The 25120-nt window shown below is 60.9% G+C and carries 26 protein-coding genes; 6 read left to right on the top strand and 20 right to left on the bottom strand.

Going from position 1 to position 25120, the window contains the following annotated elements:
- Positions 1-31: 31 nt before the first annotated feature.
- The 4 genes from JF539_RS20995 to zapE all read right to left on the bottom strand — a co-directional run bounded on the left by JF539_RS20995 (position 32) and on the right by zapE (position 3934).
- Positions 32-346: a hypothetical protein gene (locus JF539_RS20995; RefSeq protein WP_207142693.1), complete on the bottom strand. Its 315-nt coding sequence runs from the start codon at positions 344-346 to the stop codon at positions 32-34.
- Complete coding sequence (gene sucC / locus JF539_RS20990; protein WP_207142692.1) at positions 346-1539, bottom strand: ADP-forming succinate--CoA ligase subunit beta; 1194 nt, start codon at positions 1537-1539, stop codon at positions 346-348. The genes JF539_RS20995 and sucC overlap by 1 nt, the downstream gene beginning before the upstream one ends.
- Positions 1540-1613: 74 nt before the next feature.
- Positions 1614-2576, bottom strand: coding sequence for a malate dehydrogenase (gene mdh / locus JF539_RS20985; protein ID WP_207142691.1), 963 nt, complete (start codon positions 2574-2576; stop codon positions 1614-1616).
- Between the two features lie 173 nt (positions 2577-2749).
- Positions 2750-3934 carry a cell division protein ZapE gene (gene zapE, locus JF539_RS20980; RefSeq protein WP_419247695.1) on the bottom strand — a complete coding sequence of 395 codons (1185 nt, stop codon included), beginning with the start codon at positions 3932-3934 and terminating at the stop codon, positions 2750-2752.
- Between the two features lie 159 nt (positions 3935-4093).
- On the opposite strand from zapE, the gene JF539_RS20975 reads away from it, so the two are divergent.
- Positions 4094-4618, top strand: a complete 525-nt coding sequence (locus tag JF539_RS20975) for a GrpB family protein (protein WP_207142690.1) — start codon at positions 4094-4096, stop codon at positions 4616-4618.
- Positions 4619-4737: 119 nt separating this feature from the next.
- Here JF539_RS20975 and JF539_RS20970 read toward each other — a convergent pair whose 3' ends face one another.
- From JF539_RS20970 to JF539_RS20960, 3 genes are all read right to left on the bottom strand, one after another.
- Complete coding sequence (locus tag JF539_RS20970; protein ID WP_207142689.1) at positions 4738-5523, bottom strand: DUF7662 domain-containing protein; 786 nt, start codon at positions 5521-5523, stop codon at positions 4738-4740.
- A gap of 74 nt (positions 5524-5597) precedes the next feature.
- Positions 5598-6122, bottom strand: a complete 525-nt coding sequence (locus tag JF539_RS20965; RefSeq protein WP_207142688.1) for a protease inhibitor Inh/omp19 family protein — start codon at positions 6120-6122, stop codon at positions 5598-5600.
- 97 nt (positions 6123-6219) lie between these two features.
- A complete protein-coding gene (locus tag JF539_RS20960) occupies positions 6220-6675 on the bottom strand; it encodes a low molecular weight phosphatase family protein (RefSeq protein ID WP_209017470.1) in 456 nt (151 codons plus the stop codon).
- A 392-nt stretch (positions 6676-7067) separates the two neighbouring features.
- Between JF539_RS20960 and JF539_RS20955 the strand changes: the two genes are divergently transcribed.
- From JF539_RS20955 to JF539_RS20940, 4 genes are all read left to right on the top strand, one after another.
- Positions 7068-7445, top strand: coding sequence for an MAPEG family protein (locus JF539_RS20955; RefSeq protein ID WP_207142686.1), 378 nt, complete (start codon positions 7068-7070; stop codon positions 7443-7445).
- Between the two features lie 116 nt (positions 7446-7561).
- A complete protein-coding gene (locus JF539_RS20950; protein ID WP_207142685.1) occupies positions 7562-8470 on the top strand; it encodes a GNAT family N-acetyltransferase in 909 nt (302 codons plus the stop codon).
- 103 nt (positions 8471-8573) lie between these two features.
- Positions 8574-10463, top strand: a complete 1890-nt coding sequence (recQ, locus tag JF539_RS20945; RefSeq protein WP_207142684.1) for a DNA helicase RecQ — start codon at positions 8574-8576, stop codon at positions 10461-10463.
- A 75-nt stretch (positions 10464-10538) separates the two neighbouring features.
- Complete coding sequence (locus JF539_RS20940) at positions 10539-11237, top strand: outer membrane protein (RefSeq protein ID WP_207142683.1); 699 nt, start codon at positions 10539-10541, stop codon at positions 11235-11237.
- Positions 11238-11312: 75 nt separating this feature from the next.
- Here the strand turns inward: JF539_RS20940 and msrA are convergent, their stop codons facing one another.
- From msrA to JF539_RS20890, 10 genes are all read right to left on the bottom strand, one after another.
- Positions 11313-11957, bottom strand: coding sequence for a peptide-methionine (S)-S-oxide reductase MsrA (gene msrA / locus JF539_RS20935; protein WP_207142682.1), 645 nt, complete (start codon positions 11955-11957; stop codon positions 11313-11315).
- 132 nt (positions 11958-12089) lie between these two features.
- Entirely contained in the window at positions 12090-12467 is a 378-nt protein-coding gene (locus JF539_RS20930; protein ID WP_207142681.1) for a VOC family protein, read from the bottom strand.
- A gap of 91 nt (positions 12468-12558) precedes the next feature.
- Entirely contained in the window at positions 12559-14010 is a 1452-nt protein-coding gene (gene creD, locus JF539_RS20925) for a cell envelope integrity protein CreD (protein WP_207142680.1), read from the bottom strand.
- Between the two features lie 466 nt (positions 14011-14476).
- Complete coding sequence (locus JF539_RS20920; RefSeq protein ID WP_207142679.1) at positions 14477-15259, bottom strand: succinate dehydrogenase iron-sulfur subunit; 783 nt, start codon at positions 15257-15259, stop codon at positions 14477-14479.
- 57 nt (positions 15260-15316) lie between these two features.
- Complete coding sequence (locus tag JF539_RS20915) at positions 15317-16162, bottom strand: FkbM family methyltransferase (protein WP_209017469.1); 846 nt, start codon at positions 16160-16162, stop codon at positions 15317-15319.
- Positions 16163-16173: 11 nt separating this feature from the next.
- Positions 16174-18000, bottom strand: coding sequence for a succinate dehydrogenase flavoprotein subunit (gene sdhA / locus JF539_RS20910; protein ID WP_207142678.1), 1827 nt, complete (start codon positions 17998-18000; stop codon positions 16174-16176).
- Between the two features lie 5 nt (positions 18001-18005).
- Positions 18006-18389, bottom strand: coding sequence for a succinate dehydrogenase, hydrophobic membrane anchor protein (sdhD, locus tag JF539_RS20905; RefSeq protein WP_207142677.1), 384 nt, complete (start codon positions 18387-18389; stop codon positions 18006-18008).
- Between the two features lie 10 nt (positions 18390-18399).
- Positions 18400-18798 (bottom strand): succinate dehydrogenase, cytochrome b556 subunit, encoded by a 399-nt coding sequence (sdhC, locus tag JF539_RS20900; protein ID WP_207142676.1) that lies wholly within the window; start codon positions 18796-18798, stop codon positions 18400-18402.
- A 220-nt stretch (positions 18799-19018) separates the two neighbouring features.
- Positions 19019-19951: a glutaminase gene (locus JF539_RS20895; RefSeq protein WP_207142675.1), complete on the bottom strand. Its 933-nt coding sequence runs from the start codon at positions 19949-19951 to the stop codon at positions 19019-19021.
- Positions 19952-19980: 29 nt separating this feature from the next.
- On the bottom strand, positions 19981-20679 hold the full coding sequence (locus JF539_RS20890; protein ID WP_207142674.1) for a sulfate transporter family protein: 699 nt from the start codon (positions 20677-20679) through the stop codon (positions 19981-19983).
- Between the two features lie 214 nt (positions 20680-20893).
- Here JF539_RS20890 and JF539_RS20885 point away from each other — a divergent pair, with 214 nt between their 5' ends.
- On the top strand, positions 20894-21910 hold the full coding sequence (locus tag JF539_RS20885) for a sulfotransferase family protein (RefSeq protein ID WP_207142673.1): 1017 nt from the start codon (positions 20894-20896) through the stop codon (positions 21908-21910).
- A gap of 13 nt (positions 21911-21923) precedes the next feature.
- On the opposite strand, the gene recR is transcribed toward JF539_RS20885, so the two are convergent.
- The 3 genes from recR to JF539_RS20870 form a co-directional block, all read right to left on the bottom strand.
- Positions 21924-22532, bottom strand: coding sequence for a recombination mediator RecR (recR, locus tag JF539_RS20880; RefSeq protein ID WP_207142672.1), 609 nt, complete (start codon positions 22530-22532; stop codon positions 21924-21926).
- A gap of 194 nt (positions 22533-22726) precedes the next feature.
- On the bottom strand, positions 22727-23047 hold the full coding sequence (locus tag JF539_RS20875) for a YbaB/EbfC family nucleoid-associated protein (RefSeq protein WP_207142671.1): 321 nt from the start codon (positions 23045-23047) through the stop codon (positions 22727-22729).
- Between the two features lie 89 nt (positions 23048-23136).
- Positions 23137-25062, bottom strand: coding sequence for a DNA polymerase III subunit gamma/tau (locus JF539_RS20870; protein ID WP_236042588.1), 1926 nt, complete (start codon positions 25060-25062; stop codon positions 23137-23139).
- Positions 25063-25120 lie beyond the last annotated feature (58 nt).

Genomic DNA, 25120 nt, shown 5'->3' with positions numbered 1-25120 from the left:
TTTCGGTTTCCTCAATTCGAAAGCGTTGGCATCAGAGTTCTTTGCCGGACGATGGGAAGATCTGTTCAATTCGAACAATCTCGCTCAGTTCACCGTCCAGCAGCGTGCATGAAAAACCAGGCCTTTTCTCCGTAATCGGGTAGTTCAACTGTACAAACCTTCCACCGGTTCCGGAGCGAACGCTGTAGCCATACTGATCTCCCTTGACGCCCACACCGCCGTGTTTGAGAATCGCCTTAACACACGCATCGATCTCGCTTTCGGTCGGCGATACAACGCCTCCACTGCAAGCTGAAACGATGGTGCCGGCAATCGCAACGGCAGGCAGGCGCCCAAGGGAAAGCATCAGCCTTTGACCGCTTTCACGATTTTCTGGGCGGCATCGTCGAGATCGTCGGCGGCGATCACATTCAGACCGCTTTCGTTGATGATCTTCTTGCCGAGCTCCACGTTGGTGCCTTCCAGGCGGACAACGAGGGGGACCTGCAAGCCGACTTCCTGAACGGCCGCAATCACGCCTTCCGCGATCACGTCGCAGCGCATGATACCGCCGAAGATGTTGACCAGGATGCCCTTCACGTTCGGATCGGATGTGATGATCTTGAACGCGGCCGTCACCTTCTCCTTGGAAGCGCCACCGCCAACGTCGAGGAAGTTGGCCGGTTCCGCACCGTAGAGCTTGATGATGTCCATGGTCGCCATGGCAAGGCCGGCGCCGTTCACCATGCAGCCGATGTCACCGTCGAGCGCGACGTAGGCGAGATCGTATTTGGACGCCTCGATTTCCTTGTCGTCCTCTTCCGTCTCGTCACGCAGCTCCATGATGTCCGGATGACGGAACAGGGCGTTGCCGTCGAAGGAGACCTTGGCGTCGAGAACGCGCAGGTGGCCGTCCTTCATGACGATCAGCGGGTTCACTTCCAGAAGGCTCATGTCCTTGTCGACGAAGGCCTTGTGCAGGATCGGGAACAGCTTCTTGCCGTCCTCGGCCGCCGCGCCGGTCAGCTCGAGAGCTTCGCAGAGTTTCGCGCTGTCGGCTTCGGTGACGCCTGTGTCCGGATCGATCGGCAGTGTGATGATCTTTTCCGGGGTTTCCTCGGCGACCGCCTCGATGTCCATGCCGCCCTCGGTGGAGACGACGAAGGCCGGACGGCCGACGGTCCGGTCGACCAGGATGGAGAGATAGAGTTCGCGCTCGATGTCGGCGCCGTCTTCAATGTAAAGACGGTTGACGACCTTGCCGTCGTCGCCGGTCTGCTTGGTGACCAGCGTGTTGCCGAGCATTTCCTTGGCGTGCGCGGTGACCTCGTCCAGAGAGAAGGCCAGGCGAACACCGCCCTTGGCGTCGGGGCTAAGTTCCTTGAACTTGCCCTTGCCGCGGCCGCCGGCGTGGATCTGGGACTTGACGACCCAAAGCGGGCCCGGAAGGCTTTTCGCTGCCGCTTCCGCCTCGTCGGCGGTGAAGATGGCGACGCCCTCGGCCACCGGTGCGCCGAATTCCTTCAGCACGGCCTTGGCCTGGTATTCATGAATGTTCATGTCTTTCCCCCGTTTTTCGGAGGACCGTTCTTCGAGGGAAACGAAGAACGGCCGCTATTTCCACATGCAGGCGCTTAAGCCAGCGCCGGCTGGATTTTCTTGCAGGCCTCGACCAGACCGTCGACGGATGAGACCGACTTGTCGAAATTGGCTTTCTCTTCGCCCTGAAGGTCGATCTCGATAATGCGCTCGACGCCTTCGGCGCCGATGACCACCGGAACACCGACATAGGTGTCCTTCAGGCCGTACTGGCCGTCGAGGGCAGCCGCGCAGGGAAGAACGCGCTTCTTGTCCTTCAGGTAGCTCTCGGCCATCGCGATTGCGGAAGAGGCCGGTGCGTAGAACGCGGAACCGGTCTTCAGCAGGCCGACGATTTCGGCGCCGCCGTCACGGGTGCGCTGGACGATTTCCTCGAGACGATCCGCGGTGCACCAGCCCATTTTCACCAGATCGGTGAGCGGGATGCCGGCGATGGTGGAATAACGGGTCAGCGGCACCATGGTGTCGCCGTGACCGCCGAGAACGAATGCGGTGACATCTTCAACGGACACGTTGAACTCTTCCGCCAGGAAGTAGCGGAAGCGGGCGCTGTCGAGAACGCCTGCCATGCCGACAACCTTGTTCTTCGGCAGGCCGGAGAACTTCTGCAGGGCCCAGACCATCGCGTCGAGCGGGTTGGTGATGCAGATGACGAAAGCATTCGGTGCGTTTTTGGCGATGCCCGCGCCGACCTGCTCCATGACCTTCAGGTTGATTTCCAGAAGGTCGTCGCGGCTCATGCCCGGCTTGCGCGGTACGCCGGCCGTGACGATGACGACGTCGGCGCCTGCGATCGCCTCGTAGCTGTTGGCGCCTGCCAGTTTAGCGTCGAAGCCGTCAACCGGGGACGATTCAGCGAGGTCAAGCGCCTTGCCCTGCGGAACACCTTCCGCGATATCGAAGAGAACGATGTCTCCCAGTTCCTTCAAACCTGCCAGATGCGCAAGCGTGCCGCCGATCTGACCTGAGCCGATCAAGGCAATTTTGTTCCTCGCCATATCGAAAGTTTCCCTTTACGTAAGATGGAACTCTATGCCATCCGCCGATGACTGACGATGGCACTACTCCCTTTGCGTCCCCTGCGCAACCTCGCCAAAAGAATATTGCGCAGGGCGATGCAAAATTTCTCATATCTTCCCGCCCCCATAGCTCTCGTATAGGGAAGGACACTTTATACGGGTGCGTTTCTCGTTTCTCCCGCGAGATAGGCCTCCGAGCGCATCTCGATCAAACGGGATGCCGTCCGGTCGAATTCGAAGGCTTCCGTTCCGCCTTCGGAGGTATCGTAAAGATCCTGAGGCTCGGCCTCCGCCGAAACGACGAGCTTGATACCGTTGTCGTAGAGCGTGTCGATCAGGGTAATGAATCGCTTGGCCTCGTTGCGCCGCGACTTCGACATCATCGGCACCCGATCGAGAAACACGGTGCCATAGGCATGGGCAATGCGCAGATAGTCGCTCGCGCCGAGCGGCTGCATGCACAAGTCGTTGAAGGTGAACCGCGCCGCGCCGGAGGCGACCCTGGGGACCGCGATCTTCCGCCCCTTGTTTTCCAGCTCTTCGCCATGCGACTCCATCCCGTGGGTCAGCCTGGACCAGATTTCGTCCATCTGGTCGTCGGCGCTGTTGCCGAGAGGGGTGATGTAAACCGGGGCGCCCGACAGGGTCTCCAGCCGATAGTCGGTGGGCGAGTCCAGGTGAAGGATCTCGACCTTGGATTTCAGAAGATTGATAAAGGGCACGAAGAGCTGACGGTTGAGCCCGTCCTTGTAGAGTTGCGACGGCACCACATTCGATGTCGCCACGACAATCACGCCAAGCTCGAAGAGCTGGGTGAACAGGCGCCCGAGGATCATGGCATCGGCGATATCGGTGACTGTGAACTCGTCGAACAAAAGCAGCCGCGTTTCTTCGGCGATCTGGCCCGCCACCGGCGGAATCGGATCGTCGCCCTTGACCTTGCCCTGCTTGTGCGCCTGCCGGTGCGCATGGATGCGCTCGTGGACGTCGGCCATGAATTCGTGGAAATGAACGCGACGTTTGCGGCGGATCACCGTGACCTCGTAAAAGAGGTCCATCAACATGGTTTTGCCCCGGCCGACGCCTCCCCACATGTAAAGCCCCTGCACCGACGCCCAGAGCTGGTTCTTTTTGCTGGCGAACAACCAGCCAAGCGAGCTCTTCTTGGATGCGAGCCGGGTTTCCGCCAGGCGGGTGTTGAGGAGATCCAACTGGCGCACCGCTTCACGTTGAACGGGGTCTTCCCTGATTTCCCCCGATGCGACCAGCGCATCGTAGCGGGCGCTCATCGCGCGGTTGACCGGCAGTTCCATCTTCAACGGCGATACTCCCTCCATGAGAACTCATGGGGTCGTGGACAGGACCAATTGCACGGCGAAATAAGATCAAATCGCCGCCGATGCAAGTCATGATATGTTTCGAAACTGTTAGGCAAATTTGAGACGGCGTCATTCAACCGATTGAAAACCCGAGGGTTCCAGGCAGTGGGAATAGCTTTGCAGCCACACAACCCCAATTGGATACAGCAAGCGAACCTGCTGATCGAAGACCTGAAGTCGATGCTCGCGGAAAATATCGAACGCGCCGAACATGTCGGATCCACGGCGGTTCCCGGGCTTTCGGCAAAACCGAAACTTCATATCGACATCGAGCTCGCCGATGCCGCAGTTCTTCAAGACCTTCGGGCCGAGCTGTGCGGCACGGGGTACGCCGACCTCGGCTTTTTGCACCACTCCGGCGAAGTGCAAATGACCAGACCCGCGGGCGAGCGCTTCAGATTCCAGCAAGAGAGCGGCGAAACTAGGCTTATGGCGCACCGAATCTGCCTGGCGCCGACGGGTTTCCACACCATGGCGCAACGCCGCGCCTTCCGGGACATGCTCCTGCAGAGCAACGACCTTGCCCGGACTTACGGAACCTTGAAAGCCCGCCTGGCGGAAGAGGCCGGAGACCCTCCCGACTGGAACCACTACAATGGAGGAAAGACCAGCTTTTTCGAAAGCGTGATCGCAAGTGGGTAGGCTAAAGTTACACTTTTGAGCCTCGCTCCCCGGCTCAAGAACCGAGACCCAGTTGTTTCCTGACCGCCGACTGCCGCCCACATGGTGTCAGCGGATCGGGAGAGCAGGACCAAGCCTGCTCAAAGCAGGATAAGTGCCGACTTGCGGCCCGTCTGCAGTTCCTGCAGGTAGAGGAGCTGTGCGACCAGATGGCATTCCGACTGATCGTCCAAATTGGCCTTCCGGCCCCGTCCGTCGGTCAGCAGCCATGCGTTTCCGGACTTGACCACGTCGCACTCGATGGGAGCCGTCAGATCGAAGCCGGTTTTTTGGACGAATGCCGCGCCGAAGCGGCTGCCGCCATCCTTGACGACGCCCTTCACTTCCTCACGCAGGCCGCGATAGGACTCCTGCACGGACAGGGTCGCCACGATCGCGGTATGGATTTCACCGCCGTCGTATGCGGCGAAGCGCACGACGCCGCCTTCCCGGGGTATGGATGCGGCGGAACAGGGTGTCTGCTGAACGTCGCCGAGCACCGTCCATTCGGAGCGCAGGGTCACTGTGGCCGGCTGGCGTAGCGCCGCCATTTCCTTTGCCAGACGCTTCTCCGCCACTTTTTGCAGGTTGTGAGCCGGGCGCTGCCTCTGGCTCGAACCGCCGGCGATCGCCGTGCCGCCAATGCGCAAGCGGCGGAACACGATCACGTCGCGCATCAGGTCGGTGCGCTCCACCCGCCATCCCGCGTCCAGCCAGGCGTTCTGGTGCACCAGACTGCCTCCGGAATTGGCCCACCAGGTCCGGTGTTCACGCGCGCTCTTGGGGAGATTGGAGCCGATGATCTCCTCGACTTCGTTCAGCTTGGCCGCCCAGACGACATCCTCCAGACGCGCCAGGTGCTCCCTTAACGGTTCATACTTCGACATTTGCACAGCCTTTCCGGTAGCAGTGCAAATATACACCCATAGCGCGTGCTGTCTAGTAAAAATACCGAGCGGTATTACCGATAGAGGGAAATAGGTGAACCGGTCGCGGTCTGACCGTTGAACTGCCCGGAAGTGCTTGAATATAGCTGCGCAACGATGACTCCGGAGCCATCCTTCAGAACGACCTGATTGCCGCTCAGGTCCCATGCGGCGATGCCGGACAGTACAGGCGAGCTACAACCTCTGGTATTTGCCCGATATCCGCCGGACCAGGTCGTCAGGGTCATGAATGCCTGGCAATTATCGCCGCCGGACGACAGTTTCCAGCCGCCGAGAAGGTCTGTGCGGCCGACTTCCTGAGCGTCCGCCGGGGCTGCAACCGGGTTGCTTGCAAGATCGGCCGGAGCAACGGGCTGGCCGTCCGGGCCGAGCCCGCCGGCCGCGTTGGGATTGAGCGGATCCAGACTGCCCGCACCGACCGGCGTGGTCGGCGTCGCGGGAAGCGGCGCGGCGTAATTCGGCCCTCCGGACAGCCTCTGGCAACCGGCGGCCAGAACCGCCAGCCCGACGACCAAAACGAGTTTTCCGGCACCCTTCATAACGAATCAATCCCTCAGCTTCGTCGCATTATGGTGGCATGTCTTAACCTACAATTTGTCAAAAATGCAAAAACCCGGGAATTTTAGCCGACCCGGATCAGGCCACATTCAAGACGGCCGGTCCGCCGGACCGCTGAGGCGGGTTCAACAGCTTGTCGATCGAATGCCTGATCCGGCCGAAATACGCCGCGCTCTGGGCGAAAGAACCGGGCAATGGCGGTGTCTCGGCAACGGTCCACCAATGACTCGACGTTGCCGGTTTCCAGTGGAGCGGCAAGGGAACCGGAGCCATCTCCGCAAGATAGATCACCCGGTCCGGTATCACCGCGTGAGGCATCAAAAAGACCTCGACCGGTTTCGGCGTCAATCCTTGCCCGTCGACTTCACTTGCCGAAAGCAACCGGTTCACATGGCGGCTCAGACGGCTTGCCGGTTCGACCCCCGCGGAAAATGCGCGCATCAGCCCGCCCGCCCTGTCATTCAGATAAGCTTCGGCCAGCGGCCCCAGCAGCGCGTTGTCCGGACACAGAAACAGGACCGTGGTTTTCGGCACTGGACATTCCTTCCTGGCAATCCGCTCAACTGACAGCCGGAAACCGGCCATCCCGTTCAGCGCTTGCAATAACACCCTAAAATCGATCAACTTTTTCCGTCCGATCGATTCTCCTCGAACGCCTGTTGATCTAACGTCATGTCGGAAAAGCTTCATGACAAAACAATGGCCAGACACAACCACATGAGGATAACTTGACCGTGTCCGGCCGGCGTTCCGGGGTGCCGGCATTGTCCGTTTCAACGCATCGAACACGCAGTTCCAGCCGTTGCCGATGCTGTTGCGAACAAAATGCTCCGCGTCACCCGGAAGAAACCGAAACTGAAATCGTCTCCGCCGGCCAGTCCCCGAACCTTGTCCCGGACCGGCGGCCTCTCTCGAAGGAGCCTCTCATGCCCGTAGCAATCTGGTGCATTCTCGCCGCGGCGATTTTGCCTTACGCCGCAATCTTGCCCGCCAAGTTCAGCAGGGAATTCGACAACGCCAATCCGCGGGATCCGGCCTATTGGCGGGAAGGCTTCCGCGCCCGCGCGCGGGCGGCCGAGAGCAACGGCTACGAAGCTTTCCCGTTTTTCGCCGCGGCGGTTTTTGTTGCGTTAAGTCAGGGCGGCACCGGAGACTGGGTCGACCGCCTTGCCGTTCTTTTCGTGGCACTCAGACTAATTTTTGTCTTCTGCTACTGGACGGACCGGGCAACGCCGCGCTCTTTGTCCTGGGCCGCTTCGTTCTTGACAATACTGGCAATTTTCACTTCCCCGCTCTGGAGCTGATATCCGGACAGCCGGTTTTCCGACGGCAAAATCGTTCAATGAGCATTTGCACCAAGCGCCTGATTTCGTTAACGATGCGGGAGAGTATTGAGGTTTCCCTTGGGCAGAGGTGAATTGTGCGGACGACAGACCAGACGACAGACACCTTGCCAAAGCGCCGTGAGGCAGGGTTGCAACGCCGGCTATCCGACACGCATCTGACCGACACTCACATTGTCGACGACCTGATCGCCGAACGGGGTAAACTGGTCATGGCAAGTCCGTGGTGGCCGCTCATCCGTCCGTTTGCCTACAGGATTCTACGCTACCGTTCCGCGGTCGAGATGGCGGACACGATCGGCCAGATGGAGGCCCAGGAGGTTTTCGAACACCTCAGCGGCCTTCTTGATCTGAATGTCACCACTCTCGGCATTGAACGGGTTCCGACCGAAGGGCCGGTTGTCCTGGTGTCCAACCACCCGACCGGCATCGCCGACGGGATCGTGCTGTTCGACGCCATCAAATCCCGGCGCAAGGACCTGTCGATCTTCGCCAACCGGGACGCGATCCGCATCAACCCGCGCCTTTCGGACATGATCGTCCCGGTCGAGTGGCGGGCCGATTTCAAGAGCCGCCAGAAATCCAAGGAAACGCTGAAGATTGCGTCCGCGGCCTTTTCGCGCGAGCGGGTTGTCGTGCTGTTTCCCTCCGGACGCCTTGCACATTGGCACCAGGGTAAATTGACGGAACGTCCCTGGATGAGTTCCGCCCTCGCCCTGGCGCGCAAGAACAAGGCGCCGATCATTCCCATGCACATGGGCGGCAGGAATTCCGGCCTGTTCTATTTCCTGGCGCGCGTTTCGACCGAACTGCGCGACATGACCGTCTTCAACGAACTGCTCAACAAGAAAAATGCCGAATTCAGGGTTCATTTCGGACAGCCGATCCGGCCGGAGCGGCTGGCGGGCGACCTGACCGAGCTGACGGAGCAAATGCGGGTTCATTGCTCGGAGACGCTGGCACAGAATCCGGACGCGGAATTTTAAGCCTCCGCGCCAACGGTCATCCACAGGCGGAAAGCCAATCGGTTTGCCCTGACCTTGCGAATAAGACATTGTGCGCGGGAACCCTTAGGAACTCGCCGGTCTCATGTCCCTGTCATCCGCGTTCGCCGAGGAGGAAACCCCTCCCCTGCTGCAAGCCACCGCTCCATCCGTTCGCCCGGAACCCAAGCCGCTTGCGGTGCTCGAGCAGGTCTTCGGCTACAAGAGCTTCCGCGGCAAGCAGCAGGCGGTCATCGAGACCCTGATCGACGGCAACGATGCCGTTGTCCTTTTTCCGACAGGCGCTGGAAAGTCGCTCTGCTACCAGATCCCTGCCCTGTGCCGCAAAGGGCTCGGCATTGTCGTTTCCCCGCTGATTGCCCTGATGAAGGATCAGGTGGGCGCGCTCACGGCTGCCGGCGTGCGTGCCGCCGCGCTGAATTCGACGCTCTCGCAGGAAGACCAGGCTGTTTTGAGGGACGAGGTCCGGCGCGGCGACATCGACCTGCTCTACGTGACCCCTGAAAGGCTCGGCAACGAAAGCTTCCGCCGGTTCCTGGACACGCTCGATATCGCGCTGTTCGCCATCGACGAGGCCCATTGCGTCAGCCAGTGGGGCCACGATTTCCGACCCGAGTATATGTCCCTGTCCTGCCTGGCGGAACGCTATCCGGGCGTTCCGAGGGTTGCGCTGACAGCCACCGCCGATCCGCATACGCAAAAGGACATTCTGGCGCGGCTGAAGCTGGAAGACGCCACCGTCTTTTCCACCAGCTTCGACCGGCCCAACATCCGTTACGAAATCGTCGAACGGACCAACCAGCGCCAGCAGCTTCTCGACTTCCTGAAAAAACACGATGGCGAAAGCGGCATTGTCTATTGCCTGTCGCGGGCCAAGGTGGAGGACATCGCCGGCTGGCTGAGCGAAAAAGGCATCAAGGCCCTGCCCTATCACGCGGGCCTTCCCCCGGAAAAGCGCGCCGCGCATCAGGACGCCTTCCTGCTTGAGGAGGGGCTCTGTCTGGTCGCAACCGTCGCCTTCGGCATGGGTATCGACAAGCCGGACGTACGCTATGTCGCCCATCTCGACCTTCCCTCCTCCGTGGAGGCCTACTACCAGGAGACCGGGCGGGCCGGGCGCGACGGAGCCCCCGCGGAAGCCTTCATGGCCTATGGCATGGCCGACCTGGTGCAGCGCCGGCGCATGATCGCGGAGGGCGATGCCCCGGACGAGATCAAGCGGGCGGAAAACGCCAAGCTGAACGCGCTGCTCGGCATCTGCGAGACCTCCGGCTGCCGCCGCCAGGCGCTGCTCGCCCATTTCGGAGAGACCTATCCCGAGCCCTGCGGCAATTGCGATTCCTGTCTGTCACCGGTGGAAACCTGGGATGGCACGGAGGCCGCCCAGAAGCTGATGTCGGCCATCTACCGCACCGGCCAGCGTTTCGGGACGGGCCATGTCATCGACGTTCTCATGGGCAAGACCAACGAGAAGACCGCCCGATTCGGCCATGAAAACCTGTCGGTGTTCGGTATCGGCCAGGACATCGCCCAGAAAACCTGGCAATCGATCGCCCGGCAGTTGGTGGCTGCCGGGTTCGTCGACGTGGACCACGCCCAATTCGGCGCGCTGGTGCTGACGGAGACATCGCGCGCCGTTCTGCGCGGCGAGGAAAAGATCGCCCTGCGCAAGGACAGGAATGCCGCCGGTCTGAAAAAGACCCGGACCTCGCGCACCGCCTCGATCGCCGACGAACTCGGCCACGACGACAAGCTTCTGTTCGAACGGCTGCGCCGGCTCCGGAGCCAGATCGCTCGGGACCAGAACGTCCCCTCCTATGTGGTGTTCCCGGACGCCACCCTGGCCGGCATCGCCGCCGCGCGTCCGGTCACCAGGGATGCGCTGCTGACGGTGTCCGGCGTGGGCGAGACCAAGCTTGAACGCTATGGCGATGCTTTCCTCGATCTTGTCGAGGCTTTCGAAGCGGGCGTTTGAGATCCGTTAACCTTAACAAAATATTGAGGTTTCAGCCGCAGCATAGCGCCTATCGGGCTAATGGGTGGTGGGCTTATGCGGATCTGGCTGACATTTTTTGCGTTTTTTTCAGGAACACTCTTTCCGGCTTTGGCCGCGGACCTCGGCGAACCGGCTCTCGAACCGATTGAGGAATTGCGGCTGACGCGGCAGGACTGGACCGGGTTCAGCGGCGTTCTGTTCGTCGGAGGCGGTATCGTCAACGGCAACGACACTGTCGGCTGGAACACCACCTTGAAGTCGACGGTCGGCGGCATTTCGCTGGGCTATGACCAGCAGATCGGAAAATTCGTCGTCGGCGCGCACGCGGAGGGACTTGCCTCGAATTTCGAGGAGCGCACCTACACCCACAACGTCAGGCAACGGGCCGAACGGCTGGGCGCCTTGACCGCGCGTCTCGGTTACGACGCGGGGCGCTTCATGCCTTATGTCTCCGCCGGTATCGGAACCGGGAAATACACCCTGCAGCAAATTCAGCGGGAGGTTGTCGACCTGCTGGCGGAGGACCGTTACCTTGCCCCGGCACCTTCGAGGATCGTGACGGACACCAACACTCTTTACGGCTGGGTCGCGGGCGGCGGACTGGAAGGCCGGATCACAGATCATGTCTTCGTGCGTGCCGACTACAAGCACTTTCATCTCTACGACAAACAATACCAGTTCGACGACGGACAGCCGTTCTTCGCAGGCGCCAGCGCCGACATCATCGACCTGGGCATCGGCTATCGCTTCTAGGCCGTTTGCCGAACGCGCCTGAGCGGACCGGGTTCCCGACGACCGGCCGATCCCGGCCGGTCATCCTTTCGCCTGTCAGCTTCCCGCCTTCGGCAGACCCTTGTAGGCTTCCTTGCCCCAGACAGCCTTGACCCGCGCGTCCCGTCCGCAGCCCTTGCGATAGCCCTTGTAGGCCTGCGCGCGCGAGACGTAGCCAAACCGGGTCAGGGTGCGGACTTCGCTCTTGTAGTAATCCTGGTGATAATCCTCCGCCGGCCAGAACACCGCCGCCGGCTCGACCGGCGTCACCACCTTGCCGCCAAGAACCTTGTTCGCTTCGTCGAGCTTTTTCTTTGCCTGGGCCGCCTGTGTTTCGTTCAGTGGGTAGAGCGCGGTGGAATAGGCAAATCCGCGGTCGCAGAACTGGCCGCCGGAATCGGTCACGTCAACGGTGCGCAGGAAGATGGCGACCAGATCGCCGTAGCTCAGTTTGGTTTCGTCGAAGTCGACCTTGACCACTTCGCGGTGACCGCCGCGTTCGTACGTCTTGTAAGTCGGGTTTTGCGTCTTGCCACCGGCATAACCGGAAACGACCTCACGCACGCCCGGCAGGTGTTCCAGATCCGACTCCACGCACCAGAAACATCCCCCGGCCAGAATGGCGGTCTCCGCCTTCGCGGGAAGAAGCGGAACGGCAGCGGCGACCGAGGCAAAGAGGGTAAGTGGCAACAGGCGTTTCATGTCAGATCTCCTCGTGTTGCCTCAACACCTAGCGCGACACGGCAAAGACGCAAATTCAACTCCGCTCGCGCATCCGCACAAGGACGTGAAGTCGAGTCAGACAGCGCCAAACGGCCGGTTAGCAACGACCGCTCAGTCCGGCCACCTCGTCGCCGTTTCATCGAAACCGGGCAATTGTTTCTTGACCACGCAGAACCTGTGGCCGCTCGCGGCTTCCATCACCGTCCAGTTCTCCATCTCCCTCACAATGCCCGCGCCGAGTTTTTCAAGACGAGCAACTTCCCGCCCGACATCATCCGTTTCGATGTCCAGATGAACGCGAGGCGCATGGTCGACGGACTGAACGAGAATGCCGATGCCTGGTTTTTCGCTTTCCAGGCGCCGATAGCGAGGGTCCCTGGGCTTTTCCTCCACGGTTCGCCCAAGAGCTTCAGCCCAGAACGCTGCATGGGCGTCTATGTCCCCACCTTCGCAATCAATCACCAGAAATCCGAGACGGCTCTTGTGCATACTCACCTCCGCTGCTTCGAGCTTAGAACAAAGCTAGAACAAAATGAGGCGAACCACAAGCTCCGCCTCACCTTTCTCACTGCCTGAAGGGTCAGGCGGGATTGCTATCATCCCGTGGCACCGCTTCACCCGAACCAGACCAGTCGATCCGCTGTGTGACAAACATGGTCACCGCGAGCGCGACAAACGCGATCACTGAGCCGATCAACAGAGCATAGTCCTGCTCCCGCATCAGGGCGAACAGCACGCCGAAGATCGCGCCCAGAACGAGCAGCATGACGACACCGGCAAAACGGTTTCGAAGCGATGTGCCGACATAGACCGCGTTGAGCAGCGTCGCCGCGCCCGCCGCGATCAGATAGGCAGGTCCGTAGCCGACGTGTTCGGCAAAGGCGAGCAGCATGACGTAGAAGATAATCAGGGCAAAGCCAACAAGGCCATACTGGATCCAGTGGAAGCTCCAGCCGGAGCGCATTTCCAGCACGAACACCGCCAGGAACGTCAGGCTGATGAAACCAACCGCGTATTTCAGCGACCGGGAAATCGTCTGGTAGAAATTCACAGGTTCGACGAATTTGACGCCAAGGAGTTTGTTCTCAAGCGGTATCTCACTTGTCTGCAGCAGCTTGGGAATGCCGCGGGCGAGATAGGGAATGGTCCAGGTGGCTTCAAAGCCCTCTTCGGAAATTGTCCTTTCTTCGGGAAGAAACGCGCCGGTAAATCCCGGATGAGGCCAATTCGAGGCGAGTGATACCTTGGTCGTTTGCCCGGAAGGCGCAACAAAAAGCCCCGAAGAGCCGTTCAATTGAAGATCGATGTCGAAGGTGAAACCCTGGCGCCACTTCTGGGACGGGACGGAAGCGTTTATGCCCCCGGACATGTTTCCCGCGCCCCGCGACGTGTAGCCCCTGGCCGGCTTCATTGCGCCCAGGCCCGGCTCGAACGGAACGCTTTGCGCGCCATCCAGGGTCATGAGAACCTCGCTTTTGAGCGCCGAGATGTCGCCTATGCCGACAACGACATAAGCTTCTTCCATGTTGACACTGACCGTGCCGGCCTCGCTTTCCGCTTTCAGCATGTCCAGCTCCGGCGCCGCGAAACGGCCGCTCAGCCTAAGCCGGCTGTGATAGACAGGCAGCGAGTAGATCGATTTTTGCCGCTCCTCGACATCGATATCGCCCGAGACATCGAGTTTCTTCGGAAAAAAGACCGCGGTTCGCTTCAGTTTCCGGCGCTCGGTCTGTCCGTCCTTGGTCTGGTAAAGAGCGGTCTCGTCATATGGAACGACAAGATACGGTCCATTGATTTTCTGGGTTCCGCCCCAAGATCTTGCAATGTCGCGTGCGACGTCCCTTGCCCGGTCGGCCCGTTCTTCCACGAGCACCCAGACGAAGGTGGCCGGCGCCAGAAGCAGAATGGTCAGGAGGCCGATCAGGATGAATTTGACCGCCGGTGAATTCCTGAACGTCAGGAGACGCGGCGGCGCCCCCACCCTCCCCGGAACGGTCGTATCGGAAAATGCTTCATCTGAATTGTTTGTCATGCACAAAACCCTTCGGCAAAAGGTGCGCTTCGCTGCGGCACCGGATCAACGGCACAAGGGTCGTGCAGGCTTCGGGAGACCTTTGGGCGGAATTCCTGAAGAAGCACGGGGAAATTCAGCAGAAATTGTGCAGGGGATGTGAGGCGCCTGAAAAGAAAAAGCGACTTTGCCGTGAGGTCAGCTTCCAGACTGACCTTACGGCGTCATTCCGGCCAGCGCGCCGCGAAGCGGTGTCGCATGAGCCGGAATCCGGCTGACACGTGCGAGCGGCAGCGAGCACCTTCTCTCATATCTATCTGATATAATTTGAGTGTTGAGCGCCTTTGGCGCAGAAGATTTCCGGGTTCCGGATCTGCGCGCAGCTCCGCTGCACTTGTCCGGACTGACCGTCTGAGGGTTTGCTGGAAATCAAAAGCCGCCCGGATGGGCGGCTTTTCCAAATCCTGTCCTTGCCGGCGGGTTTGGGTCAGACCCGGCGTTCCACCAGCATCTTCTTGATCTCGGCAATCGCCTTGGCCGGATTCAGGCCTTTCGGGCAGGCTTGCGAGCAGTTCATGATGGTGTGGCAGCGATAGAGGCGGAAGGGGTCTTCCAGGTTGTCCAGACGCTCGCCGGTCGCCTCGTCCCGGCTGTCGATCAGCCAGCGGTAGGCCTGCAGCAGAATGGCCGGGCCGAGATACCGGTCGCCGTTCCACCAATAGGACGGGCAGGAGGTGGAACAGCAGGCGCACAGGATACATTCGTAGAGGCCGTCAAGCTTCTCGCGGTCCTCGTGGGACTGGCGCCATTCCTTCTCCGGAGCCGGGGACACGGTCTGCAGCCAAGGCTCGATGGACCGGTGCTGGGCGTAGAAGCGGGTGAGATCCGGCACCAGATCCTTGACCACCGGCATATGCGGCAGCGGGTAGATCTTGACCACCTCACCGGCAACCTCGTCGACACCCTTGGTGCAGGCAAGCGTGTTGGTGCCGTCGATGTTCATGGCGCAGGAGCCGCAGATGCCTTCCCGGCAGGAGCGGCGGAAGGTCAGGGTCGGGTCGACCTTGTTCTTGATGTAGATGAGACCGTCGAGGACCATCGGCCCGCAGTCGTCCATGTCGACGAAATAGGTATCGACCCGCGGATTGTTCCCGTCGTCCGGGTTCCAGCGGTAGATGCGGTATTCGCGCAGGTTGGTTGCGCCTTCCGGCTTGTCCCACACCTTGCCTTCCGTCACCTGAGAGTTCCGGGGAAGCGTCAGCTGAACCATTTCGTTACTGCTCCGCGTTGGGCCCTGTTCGCGTCCTGGGCCTAAGTGTCATCGAACTCAAAGGGCGAGTTCGAAAACCATGTTGTCATTCGTCTGGCCGGTCACCTCATAGCCGCGGTTCGCCAGTTCTCTCAGGCAATCCTCGGTCCAATAGGGCCGGCAATTGGTTTCAAGAAGGATCACGCGGGGCCACAAAGCCTGTTCCGCGTGCCTCAGGAAGGGAAGAACCACCCGGTCCTCAAACCCCTCCACGTCCACTTTCAAAATATCGATCCGGCTGAGACCGGCGTCGTGCAAGATGGCGGTCAACGGCCGGACCTTCATGGAGACCGGTTTCCAGTCGCCCGCCCATTCGCCGGTCGTCAGATCCTCCACGAAGGTCGCGAAACCGCAATTGCTGGGCTCTTGCCAGAACTGCAGCACGTCGTCCCGCGGACCGACGGCCGAATTGACGATGGTGACCGAAGTCAGATCGTTCGCGCCGACATTGAATGCCAGCTTGTCCGCCGTGTGAGGGTTGGCCTCGACCGCCAGGACCACCGCGCCGCGACCAGCGGCGAAAATCGAGTAGGAGCCGATGTTCGCTCCGACATCGACAAAGACCGTGCCTGCCTCGAGAAAAGGTTCGATCAGCTGGTGTTCCGCGCGTTCCGGCAGGCGGCCCTTGGCAAGGATCTTCCGGTCGTCATAGTTCTCGCCCGGATAGATCCGGAATTTCAGGCCGTCGGCCTCGAGATCGTACGGTCCCCTGAATACCTTCGAGACCATTGCGCGGACCCGCTTGCGCAGCCCCTTCGAAAGATCGTGCCGGTCGGCGAAGCGCCAGGCAGCCCGGACCATCCGTTCGGCCGGATAGGTACCGAACGGACTTCTCGTGTCCAAGAGGGTTGCCGCCTGGCTCACCGGACGTCCCCTTAGTAGACGCGCGCCTTGGGCGCGATCTTTTTGGGGTCGATGCCACCGTTCTGGAACGGGGTCAGCGGATCGAGCACCACCGGACGGTAGTCGAGTTTGACATTGCCTGCCTCGTCGACCCAGGAGAGCGTGTGCTTGCGCCACTCCTCGTCGTTCCGGCCGGCAAATTTGCCTTCCTTGTAGTCTTCACGCGCATGAGCCCCGCGGCTTTCCTGACGGGCTTCCGCGCCATAGACCGTGGTTATCGCGTTGGCCATCAGGTTTTCCAGCTCCAGCGTTTCCACCAGATCGGAGTTCCAGATCAGCGAACGGTCGGTCACCTTCAGGTCCTTCAACTCGCCCCAGATGGCGCTCAGACGCTTGCAACCCTGCTCCAGGCTCTCCTGGGTCCGGAACACGGCCGCGTCGTCCTGCATGGCGCGCTGCATCTTGTCACGCAGATCGGCCGTCGGCGTCGCACCGTCCGCATGGCGGAGCTTGTCGAAACGGTCCATGATCTTTTCACAGGAAGCTTCGCTCGGTGTCGGCACGGCTTCTTTCGGATCGACCACTTCACCGGCCTTGATCGCCGCGGCCCGGCCAAAGACAACCAGGTCGATCAGCGAGTTGGAGCCGAGACGGTTGGCGCCGTGCACGGACGCGCAGCCCGCCTCGCCAACCGCCATCAGGCCCGGCTGAATGCGGTTTGGATGTTCTCCGCTGGCGTCGAGGACCTCGCCCCAATAGTTGGTCGGGATACCGCCCATGTTGTAGTGAACCGTCGGCAGGACCGGGATCGGATCCTTGGTAACGTCCACACCGGCGAAGATGCGCGCGCTTTCCGAAATGCCCGGCAGACGCTCCGCCAAAAGCGCGGGATCGAGGTGATCAAGATGGAGGAAGATATGGTCCTTGTTCTTGCCGACGCCCCTGCCTTCGCGGATCTCCATGGTCATGCAGCGGGAGACAACGTCGCGCGACGCAAGGTCCTTCGCCGACGGCGCGTAACGCTCCATGAAGCGCTCGCCTTCGGAGTTGACCAGGTAGCCGCCCTCGCCGCGCGCGCCCTCGGTGATCAGACAGCCGGAGCCGTAGATGCCGGTCGGGTGAAACTGCACGAACTCCATGTCCTGGAGCGGCAGGCCCGCGCGTGCGACCATGCCGCCGCCGTCGCCGGTGCAGGTATGCGCCGAGGTCGCGGAGAAGTAGGCTCGCCCGTAACCGCCGGTGGCAAGCACCACCATCTTGGCGGAGAACCGGTGCATGGTGCCGTCATCGAGGTTCCACGCGATCACGCCCTGACACACGCCGTCCTCGGACATGATCAGATCGAGCGCGAAATACTCGATGTAGAATTCCGCGTTGTTGCGCAGCGACTGGCCGTAAAGCGTGTGCAGGATGGCGTGGCCGGTCCGGTCGGCAGCCGCGCAAGTGCGCTGCACGGGGGGGCCTTCGCCGTAATTCTGCATGTGGCCGCCGAAGGGGCGCTGGTAGATCTTGCCTTCCTCGGTGCGCGAGAACGGCACGCCGTAGTGCTCCAGTTCGTAAACCGCCTTGGGCGCTTCACGCGCAAGATACTCCATGGCGTCGGTGTCGCCGAGCCAGTCGGAGCCCTTGACCGTGTCGTACATGTGCCATTCCCAGCAGTCCGGCGTCATGTTTTTCAGCGACGCGGCGATACCGCCCTGGGCGGCGACCGTGTGGGAGCGGGTCGGGAAAACCTTGGTGATACAGGCCGTGCGCAGTCCCTGTTCGGCCATGCCGAGCGTTGCGCGCAAGCCGGCGCCGCCGGCCCCTACGACCACCACATCGTAGGTGTGTTCGACAAATTCATACGTCTTGGCCATCCGGGTTAACCTCCAAAGCCAAACTTGAGCACTGCGAAGATGCAGCCGAATCCGATGAAGGCACAGAAGAAGGTGTTCGCCATCAGGGTGAGGAACTTGAGACCTTCGCCATGCACGTAATCCTCGATGATCACCTGCATGCCGAGTTTCATGTGAAAGACACCGGACAGAATGACCAGAAGCAGGATGATCGCGATCAGCGGGTTCCGGAGCGTCTCGATCATTTCCTCATGGGTGGAGCCCTGCAAGGCAATGACCAGAATGACAAAGAAGCTGATCAGAAAAACGTTGGCGACGGCCGTCACACGCTGTTTCCAGAAATGATCGGTGCCGTCCTTGGCGGAGCCGAGGCCCCTGACCTTGTTGAGCGGGGTGCGCATATCGCTCATGACACTCTCCTTAAGCGACCAGATAACCGATGACCCAGAGGATCAGGGTCAGGATGACGGAGCCGACAATCGTCGCCTTGGCGAGCCATTCGCGGGCTTCCCTGCCGAAACCTGCGCCCATGTCCCAGATGAAGTGGCGCAGGCCGCCGAGCATGTGATGCACGAGCGCCCAGGTGAAGCCGAACAGGATCAGGCGCCCCAGGAACGAACCGTAGATACCGTTGACGAAATCAAAATACTCGGGTCCTGCCGCAGCCGCGATCAGCCACCAGGCCAGAAGCACGGTGCCGAAGTAGAGCGCCGCTCCCGTGATGCGGTGCAGGATGGACATGACCATCGTCAATATGGGCTTGTAGATCTGAAGATGGGGCGACAGCGGACGGTTGCCCCGCAAATCGGCGTTCGACATGGAATTCCTCTCCTGTACGACGCTACCTTACGTTTACGCAAACGTAAGCAATTCAAAGCGTTGTCTAGAGGGGGTTCTAGCGCCAACACTTCAAAAGGTCAAAATATCCTATAGGTCTATTTGCAGAGAAACCACTTTTGAATCGTTTAAAAGGTAAACTGAAGCTCTACTACCCGGTTCCGTTTCAAGCTGCCCGCTGTGATTATTCACCAACTCACCTTCACGTAAGGTCTTTGCCGGAGTGAGGCACACCGAAAACGGACCAGCCGGTGCGGTGCGCGAAACGCTCCATCGCCTCCGTGCCGAGTTTCGAATTCCCATAACGGTTCAATCCGGGCGACCAGACGGCGACCGACGCCCGGCCGGGCGAAACCACCAGAATTCCGCCTCCGACACCGCTCTTGCCGGGCATCCCGACCCGGAAGGCGAAATCGCCCGAACCGTCGTAATGGCCGCAGGTCATCATCAGGGCGTTTATCCGGCGGCGGCGTTCAATGGAGACGAGCGCCGGCATCCTTGGAGAATCCACCAGGAACCGGCCCGCCATCGCCAATTGCCGGCAGGTCATCTCCACGGCGCACTGGTGACAATAGGTGCCGAGCACCTTGTCGACCGAATTGCGCAGGTTGCCGAAGGAGGCGAGATAATGGGCAAGCGAGAAGTTCCGGTGACCGGTCGCGATTTCCGACTGCGCCACCTTTTCGTTGATGTGAATGCTGTCGTTATCGGCGGCCGCACGGATGAAGCGCAGCAACGCGCCCAAGGCTTCGCGCGGCGACGAGCCGGCAAGATAGGTGTCCGTCGCAACAAGGGCGCCCGCGTTGATGAACGGATTGCGCGGAATGCCGTTTTCCCGTTCCAGCAACAAAACAGAATCGAAGGACAGGCCGGAAGGTTCGCGGCCAACCCGGTGCCAGAGCTGATCGCCCGCGTGACCGAGCGCAAGGGCGAGCGCAAAGACCTTGGACACCGACTGGATGGAAAACGGCGTGTCGGCGTCGCCGGCGGCAAAGACTTCGCCGCCCGCGGTCGCGACCGCGATCCCGAACTGGCCGGGATCGATGCCCGCGAGTTCTGGAATATAGGTGGCGACGCTTCCCCTGTCGGGATCAGACGCGGCCACCTCGGCGATTTCGGTAAGAAGATCCTGCATGTCCCCTTCTTTCTCAGAGGGGCAGTTCGTCAGATCGCGGCGGCGGATGCAAGTTTCTTGTAGACATGGATCATGAAGATGGTGGCAAAGATGGGCGTCACCAGGTTCAGAACCGGCACGGCCAGCAGGCAGGCGATGACAAGGCCACCCAGGAATACGGTCCCGCCGCGGGCGCGGCGGAAGGCCTTGGCCTCCGCCGGCGGCAGGAAGCGCATGGCGGCGAACTCGAAGAATTCCCGGCCGAGCAGATACCCGTTGACCAGGAAGAATGCGATCAGGTTGACGCCCGGAACGAGAAGAAGCACCAGGGCAAGCAGGTTGCCGAGGATCACGACACCGGTGAACTTGATCGTCTGCACAATCGATTGCGACAGCGGAAGAGCCGTGCCCGGCCGGTCCGCCGGATAATCGCGGGTTTCGAGAATATCGGCGATTTCATCCTGAAACAGTCCGGCCAAAAGCGCTGAAATCGGCGCGATCAGAAAACCGAGCACGAAAACGGCGCCAATCCCCGTCAGGATCGACACCGACCATTCCGCCCAGGAAATCCAGCTGCTGCCATCCCCATACTCGGTCGCCGCAAGCCCAAGCAGATACCCGACGACACTTTGCAACGCGATCCAGATGACGATGAGGATCCCCAGCGTGTAGCCCAGCATTTTCCAGAAAATCGAGCGAAACGGCGGCTCGAACACCTGGGACATGGCACGGAAGGCAGCTTGGAACATGGGACCTGCAAGGATCTGAATACGACCGCTTCGACATAGGTGCAGGGAAGAACGAGCGCAAGGGCGGAAGCAGACCGCCGACCTGCAACGCCCCGCGAGGGGCTGACAATTCGCGTTGCGCAAAGCAGGCGCCTCCCTTAGGAAGGGCGCAAAGGGGGGCTCGGGGTTTCGCGCCACAGGAGCCCAGTTTGGCGGAGTTGAAATAAGAAGCGCGATGTTTTGGCTGTCAGGGCATACCCATTCCGGAACGACACTCTTACAGTCACTGCTCGATGGCCACCCCGAGTGCCTGGTTTATCCGGTCGAACCTTATTTCTACGCCTCTTTCAGCCGGGATTCGACGGCATCTCCCGTTGCGGTCAACCGGAACTTCCTTTTCAGACTGCGGAACCGCCTGCACCCCACGCGGGAATCCATCGCGTTCCGGGCCGAGCTTGAAGAGCAAGGAACCTTCGACGTCGAGCGGATTTCCGCTTTTCTGCAGGACGTCGCCAAAGACAAGAAGATCGCGAAGATCAAGAGCGATCGCTTCGATCACGCGACATTCTTCCGGATCTATTACGCCGAACTTCTTGCAGAAATGCAGACCAACGCGGGGGGGGACCGCAAATTCAACGTGGACGCCGCGTTCAAGGCCTTGCAAGCCGCGGTGGCGGCGACGGTTCCGGAACTGTCATTCGGACCTCACATGGTCTTCAAGCAACCGGTCGGCCAGCTTCGCCACGGTGCCCTGGACTGGTTTTTCGAAAGTTGGCCAGAGGGAAAAATGGTCTTCATGACCCGGAACCCTTACGCGCGCATCTGGAGCCATATGCGCCATGAAGCGGACATGGGCAGGTCCACGGTTCGCTGGTCCACCGACAGGGCCGGATTTTTGAAAGTGGTGCGCTCCTATGCCCAGGATCATGTCCTGTCGCGAACCCTGCCCCGGACCGACAAGATTCTGAAGGTCAAATACGAGGATCTCGCGACCCGTCCGGAAGACATCATGAAACGGGTCTGCGGGTTCCTCGGTATCGACTTTCACGCATGCTGCCTCGAACCGTCCGTCTTCGGCCACGCCTCGAGCCCCAGCACGAACCGTACGGGCAAAAACACCATCAACGCCAGCAGTCTGCACAAGTGGAAAGACAATCTTACGGCGGCGGAAAAGGCCGTGATCGCCTATCACATCGCCAGGGCCTCCGCGCGCGGGATTTATCGACCGAACAGCGTGCGGTGGTCGATCTGAGACTTGCCTTTTTTCAAACCCGTGTCCGCGCCTTCAGCGCCTGGGCAAGCGTGCCTTCGTCCAGATAATCGAGTTCCCCACCGACCGGGACGCCGTGGGCCAGCCGGGTGACTGTCACATCGAGATGGGAAAGCTGGTCCATGATGTAATGGGCCGTGGTCTGCCCCTCCACGGTGGCATTGATCGCCAGGATCACTTCGGCCAGGTCTCCCGCCGCACAGCGCTCCACAAGAGAAGCGAGATTGAGGTCTTCCGGACCGACACCGTCAAGAGGAGACAGCGTGCCGCCAAGCACGTGGTAGCGGGCATTGACCGCACCCGCCCGCTCCAGGGCCCAGAGATCGGCGACATCCTCCACGACCACCAGAACACTCCGGTCGCGCTGCGGATCGGAGCAAATGGTGCAGGGGTCGCAGGTGTCGACCGTACCGCAGACCGAGCAGATGCCGATTTCCCGGACCGCGACGCCCATCGCGTCCGCGAGCGGCACCAGCAGCTGATCCTTTTTCTTGATGAGATGCAGGGCGGCGCGGCGGGCGGAGCGCGGCCCCAGACCCGGCAGCTTCGCCAGAAGCTGGATCAGCCGCTCGATTTCCGGTCCCGCGACACTCTTTTGCGCCATCCTACGAAAATGCCCTTTTCACGACAGAAGCCTCATCTTTCCACGGTCATTGCCGGGCTTGACCCTGCAATCCATGCCGTTGCCGCTCTCAAGCCAACCAAAATCAGGAAATCAATCGGCATGGATGCCACGATCAAGTCATGGCATGACCCGGTGAAGATCAAGCTCCCGGCAGGTGCTCCTCGCCCCCAAACTCAAAACGGAAGTTTCATGCCCGCCGGCAGACCGAGGCCGCCCATGAGTTCCTGGGTCTTGTCCTGGATCGCCTGATCGATCTTGACGCGTCCGTCGGTATGCGCGGCAATGATCAGGTCCTCGAGGATCTCGCCTTCTTCTTCCTTCAGAAGCGACGGATCGATCTTCAGGCTTTTCAGCTCGCCCTTGCCGTTGAGACGCAGGCTGACCAGGCCACCGCCGGAGGTTCCTTCCGCCTCGATCTCGACGATCTGTTCCTGCAGGGACCCCATCTGCTCCTGCATCTGCTTGGCCTGCTTCATCATTTTGAGGAAGTCCATGGAACTACTCCTTCCAACACCTCTGCGCGCGACACCGGCGCGTCAACCATTCATCTGGGGTTTGCCTTTAGAAGAACAATACGCTCCGATCAATCCTCTTCGTCATTGCCGAGCGCCTCGTTGAGCAGCGGGTCGTTCACCAGGGGGTCCGCCATGGCCGCCTCGTCCTCTTCCGAAATCTGCACCTTCACGTCGACAACCTTGGCGCCCGGAAACTGGGCCAGAAGAGCGGCGACCGTCGGGTGGGACTTCGCGTCGGAGAGAAGCTGCTGCTGGTTGGCTTCCTCTTCCTCGTGAATGGTCGGACGGCCCTGACTGCGCGAAACAACCACCCACCAGCGCTGTCCGGTCCATTCCGTGAGTTTGCGGCCGAGTTCGCCGGCAATGTCGGCCGGCGCATCTTCCGTCGGCTGTATCTCGATCTTGCCCGATTCGAATTTCACCAGCCGCATCTGCCGCTGGATCGCCACCTTCATCGGAATATCGCGTTTTTCCGATGCCAGGGCCGCGCAATCGCGCAGGTTTTTCAGCGCGTAAGCCGGCGCTGGTTGTGTTTCCGGTGCCGGTGCGGTTTCCGGCGCGGTCTGTCGAACAGGTTCTGCCTGTGGCATTCCACCCTGGATCGCCGCCAGCTGAGGACGCGCGGAGGCCTGCATCGCCGGGCCGCCGTTTCCGCCGGCGCCAGGCATGGCGGTCCCGCCCACAGCCATCGCCTGCGCGCCGCCTCCACCCGGAGCGGAGCCGGGGTTCGCCGGCGCCGAACCGCCAAGCGGCATCTGGCCGCTCCTGACCTTTTCCATCAGTTCGCCCGGATCGGGCAGATCCGCCGCATAGGCGAGCCGGACCAGCACCATGTCGGCCGCCGCCAACGGTTTGGACGCCGCCTGAACCTCCTGAACGCCCTTCAGCAGGATCTGCCAGGCCCGCGACAACAGCCGCACGGACAGTTTCTCCGCGCATTCACGTCCCCTGGCACGCTCGGCTTCGGTGACCGAGGCCTCGTCGGCGGACTTCGGCGCGACCTTGATGCGGGTCACCAGATGGGTGAAATCCGCCAGATCGGTCAGAACGATCGCCGGATCGGCGCCGACCTCGTACTGGGCCTGGAGTTCGTCGAGGGCTTCCTCGATCCGGCCGGCCATGACATGTTCGAACAGGTCGATCACCCGGACCCGGTCCGCCAGACCAAGCATCTGGCGCAGATCGTCCGCCTGGATCGCTCCGGCGCCATGGGCCATGGCCTGATCCAGAAGCGACAGCGAATCGCGTGCCGAGCCCTCACCCGCCCGGGCGATCAGCATCAGAGCCTCGTCGGAGATTTCGATGCCTTCCGCGTCCGAGATCCGTCGCAGCAAGCCGATCAGTTTCGCCTGCTCGATGCGGCGCAGGTCGAAGCGCTGGCAGCGCGACAGAACCGTAATCGGCACCTTGCGGATTTCGGTCGTGGCAAAAATGAATTTCACATGCTCCGGCGGTTCTTCCAGCGTCTTCAGCAGGCCGTTGAAAGCCGCGTTGGAAAGCATGTGCACTTCGTCGATGATGTAAACCTTGTAGCGCGCCGTCGCCGGACGATAGCGGGCCGCGTCGATAATCTCGCGAATGTCGTTGATGCCGGTGTGGGAGGCGGCGTCCATCTCGATGACATCGACATGACGGCCTTCCATGATCGCCTTGCAGTGGGTTCCTTCCTGCTCAAGCTTGACGGTCGGCTTGCCTGCGGCGCCCGGCACTTCGTAGTTCAGGCCGCGGGCCAGAATGCGCGCCGTCGTCGTCTTGCCGACACCACGCACGCCGGTCAGCATCCAGGCCTGGGCGATACGCCCGGTCTCGAACGCGTTTTCCAGCGTCTGGACCATCGGTTCCTGGCCGACCAGGTCCTCGAAGGTTTTCGGACGGTACTTGCGCGCCAGAACACGGTAGGCGCCGTCGCCGGCTCCGGATTTGGCGGTGCCGCTTTCGGGAATCAACCCCGGCGCCTGCTCCGCGCCCTCGTCTTGAAAACCTGTCTCATCCATGAGCCGCACCATAGCGGTATTTTGAAAAAAGTTGGACGGGGTTTTGAAAGTTTTCCTG

The organism is Roseibium aggregatum, from assembly GCF_017309185.1.
GTDB classification, from domain to species: Bacteria; Pseudomonadota; Alphaproteobacteria; order Rhizobiales; family Stappiaceae; genus Roseibium; species Roseibium aggregatum_B.
The sequence above is the reverse complement of the archived record's forward strand: the minus strand, read 5'-3'. Positions and strand labels throughout refer to the sequence as shown.